This window comes from Endozoicomonas sp., from assembly GCF_051008435.1.
Lineage (GTDB): Bacteria > Pseudomonadota > Gammaproteobacteria > Pseudomonadales > Endozoicomonadaceae > Endozoicomonas_A.
Window position 1 is genome coordinate 1 of record NZ_JBPCXO010000354.1, and the last position, 3,673, is coordinate 3,673.

The 3,673-nt window shown below is 43.5% G+C and carries 4 protein-coding genes; 2 read left to right on the forward strand and 2 right to left on the reverse strand.

Annotation, left to right across the window (positions count from 1 at the left end):
* Nucleotides 1–701, forward strand: a 701-nt coding sequence (locus tag ACR2PX_RS17785) for an IS5 family transposase (RefSeq protein ID WP_434000702.1), incomplete at its 5' end; no start/stop codon positions are given.
* A 222-nt stretch (nt 702–923) separates the two neighbouring features.
* On the opposite strand, the gene ACR2PX_RS17790 is transcribed toward ACR2PX_RS17785, so the two are convergent.
* Nucleotides 924–1,469, reverse strand: coding sequence for a nucleotide sugar dehydrogenase (locus tag ACR2PX_RS17790; RefSeq protein ID WP_434000703.1), 546 nt, complete (start codon nt 1,467–1,469; stop codon nt 924–926).
* A 429-nt stretch (nt 1,470–1,898) separates the two neighbouring features.
* On the opposite strand from ACR2PX_RS17790, the gene ACR2PX_RS17795 reads away from it, so the two are divergent.
* Nucleotides 1,899–3,281 (forward strand): phosphomannomutase CpsG, encoded by a 1,383-nt coding sequence (locus tag ACR2PX_RS17795; protein ID WP_434000704.1) that lies wholly within the window; start codon nt 1,899–1,901, stop codon nt 3,279–3,281.
* A gap of 62 nt (nt 3,282–3,343) precedes the next feature.
* Here the strand turns inward: ACR2PX_RS17795 and ACR2PX_RS17800 are convergent.
* Nucleotides 3,344–3,673 (reverse strand): hypothetical protein (locus tag ACR2PX_RS17800; protein WP_434000705.1); only part of this gene is annotated, 330 nt, incomplete at its 5' end.

The following is a 3,673-nucleotide window of genomic DNA, read 5'->3' on the forward strand; positions in this document are numbered from 1 at the left end:
TTGCAGGACTGTCTTTGGATCAGCCCATTCCTGATCACTCCACGATTTTGCATTTCCGCCATCTTCTGGAGAACCACAAGCTTGGCCGTAAGATTTTTCATGAGATAAATGAGTGGCTGGGCAGCTCTGGTATTGTTCTGAAGGAAGGCACTCTGGTTGACGCTACCATTATCGAGGCTCCTACCTCCACCAAAAATAAAGAGGATCAACGTGATCCAGAAATGCACCAGACCAAAAAAGGAAACCAATGGCATTTCGGTATGAAAGCCCATATCGGAGTTGATGCCAGGACAGGACTGACTCACAGCCTAGAAACCACAGCTGCCAACGAACACGACCTCAATCAAATGGAAAATTTATTGCATGGTGATGAGTCATTCGTTGGTGCAGATGCAGGGTATCGAGGAGCCGAAAAACGAGAAGAGTTAAGCCCCTGTGAAGCAGAGTTCTTCATTGCAGAACAGCCCAGTAAAGTTAAAGCCTTGAAGGAACACCCTCATAGAAACAGAGTGTCGATCAAGCTGGAGTATCTGAAAGCCAGTATTCGAGCAAAAGTTGAGCACCCATTCAGAATTGTGAAGTGCCAATTCGGCTTTGTAAAAACAGCCTATCGTGGTCTTGAGAAAAATGATAACAAGCTGGCCACCCTGTTCGCGTTGGCCAATGTCGTCAGGTTGGATCAGATGATTCGTAGGGCTTAATCCGCCCGCTGGCCGTGAAAACGGCTGCACGACATATATAAACAGGCTACATCTACGTTTTTTGTTCTAAAAATAAAGATTTAAAACATTGTGGAAGGTGCGATGAACTTGTTCACACCTTCCTTAGCGATGTATTTAGCCATCCCGGCTACTTCAAGGTCCTGACGATAAACACCACCAGGCAAACTTTCATACATTTTGGCGAGAAAATCTCCAGCCTCTTCATGCATTTGCCCTATTACGGTCATAGGGGGGGTCAAAAAAGTCTTTGATAGCCGTACCTTCCCTGAGGAATTCAGGGTTCATGGCGATATAAAAGTCCTTTCCCGCTTTTTTCCCCGATGCACTCTCAAGAATCGGTACAACAACATTACGGGTTGTCCCAGGCAGTACAGTGCTGCGAATAATGACAACATGCTTTTCTTCTTTTTCTGCCAGTACCTGACCGATGCTCTCACTGACCTGACGGATATAAGACAAGTCAAGGTCACCGCTCTTCATGCTGGGAGTACCTACACAGATCAGGCTCGCATCGCTGTTCATGACTGCGTGGCGGGTATTATCGGTAGCATAAAGACGACCACTCTTAACAGCGGATGAAAGATACGTTTCCAGTTCAGGCTCAACAATGGGAGACATCCCATCATTGATCATAGCGATCTTGGTGTGATTCAGGTCAACACCAATCATTTGATGACCACTTTTGGCCAGGCAGGCAGAGCAAACAACACCCACATACCCCATTCCAAAAACACTAATATTTAACATTGTTAAATTCCCTTTCTGTTACGTGATTAAAGAACCAATGCATTTTTTTGGAACTTCCTTAATTAAAATGCGCACCAAGTTAATACATTTTATTTTTTCAAGGTAATAAAATAACCTTACTCTTAATATCGAGCACCATAATTAAGCATGAAACATTTCCGCAATATATTAATCAAAATCCTGAAATAAAACTTAAAGACTTAGGTCGTTTAAATTTAATAAAACATTCAAGAAAAACCGATAAAACTGCTCTGCGATAAACCGCCTACGACAACGCAAATCTATTATTACGATTCGAATATGTCAATATTATGATGTAATTAAAAATTAATAAGCTTCAACTTTTCTCATAAACTTAATTAATATTTAATTAGTGAGACTGACAATAAAACGGTATTATTACCGTATCAATTTAAAAGGTTGTTTTTAATGAAATCTTTGAACTGTTTCAAATCATACGATGTCCGAGGTCGCATGCCGGATGAATTGAACGAAGAAATCGTCTGGCGAATTGGTCGTGCAACTGCTGAATATTTAAAAACAGATACAGTTGTTATTGGAGGAGACATTCGTCTTTCATCCCCCTCTTTGAAAAAAGCGCTTAGCCATGGTCTCAGATCCGGCGGTGTTAATGTTCTGGATATAGGCCTCTGCGGTACAGAAGAAATTTATTTTGCCACTTCCTACCTGAAAGTCGGTGGCGGCATTATGGTCACTGCCAGCCACAATCCCAAAGATTACAATGGCATGAAATTGGTAAGAGAAGAGAGCAAGCCTATTTCTGGTGATACGGGTTTACGTGCCATTCAGAAACTGGCAGAAGATACCTTTGTATCCGCTCAATTGAACGACAGTTCTTCCTTAACTGGTCACTATAAAGAAATCAGTGTCCTTGATGCATACATTGATCACATTCTTGGCTACATCGAACCTGCTGCACTGAAACCGATGAACCTGGTAGTTAATGCAGGTAATGGGGCTGCTGGTCATGTCATTGATGCTATTGAAGCGCGTTTTCAATCGGCTTCAATACCGGTTGAATTTGTCAAAGTACATCATGAACCCGACGGAAACTTTCCTCACGGGATTCCTAACCCGCTGCTACCTGAATGTCGTCAAGCTACAAGCGATGCAGTGCTCGAACATCAGGCCGATATGGGAATAGCCTGGGACGGCGACTTTGATCGCTGCTTCCTGTTCGATGAAAAGGGTCAGTTTATTGAAGGTTACTATATTGTAGGTCTGCTGGGTGAAGCCTTCCTGAGTCACACACCCGGTGCCAAAATCATTCATGACCCCCGACTGACCTGGAATACAATTGATCAAGTCAACAGTGCCGGAGGTGAACCGGTACTTTGCAAAACAGGTCATGCGTTTATTAAAGAAAGAATGCGCAAGGAAGATGCCGTATACGGTGGAGAAATGAGTGCCCACCATTATTTCCGTGATTTTGCCTACTGTGACTCTGGCATGATTCCCTGGCTGCTGATTACGGAACTTTTGTCCCAAAAAAATCAAAAACTGTCTTCGCTGGTTGCCGAGCGTATTAAGAAGTTCCCTTCCTCCGGCGAAATCAACCGCAAGCTCAAAAATCCGGCCCAAGCGATCGAGAACATTCTGGCCCTGTACGAAAAAAATGCCGTTGAAATTGATCGAACTGACGGTATCTCAGTTGATATGGGAGAGTGGCGCTTCAATCTGAGAATATCCAATACTGAACCGGTCATCCGGCTGAATGTAGAAAGTCGAGGTAATCAGGCTCTGATGGAAGAGAAAACAACTGAACTGCTAACCCTCATTAATCCTCAGTAATTTCTGACAGGCTGGATTATGACTCATTCAGCCTGTCACAATGGCAAAATCCGACAGCTTGGCTACATTCCTTGAGACATCAAGTTTTCTGGAGTCAAGCTGATGAAACCCCTACAAAATTGTGTGGTTGCGCTCTGTCTCGCCACTTCTCTTCCGTTAGCTGCGGCACCTGCAGCTGAATCGTCCAAACCGTCCATGCCAGAGAATATTTCAGGTTTCTGGAAGAATACCCGGGGTTCAATTCTGGATCTCAAACAAGAAAAAAATGGGGCTTTTACAGGTTGGCTGATGAAAAGTGAGGGGTTGCAACAGAAATAGCCTTCAGGAGACGATTGATTTATAAGGATCAAAATTTCTGAAGGATCAGACATGTGTGCAACACCCTCACTACG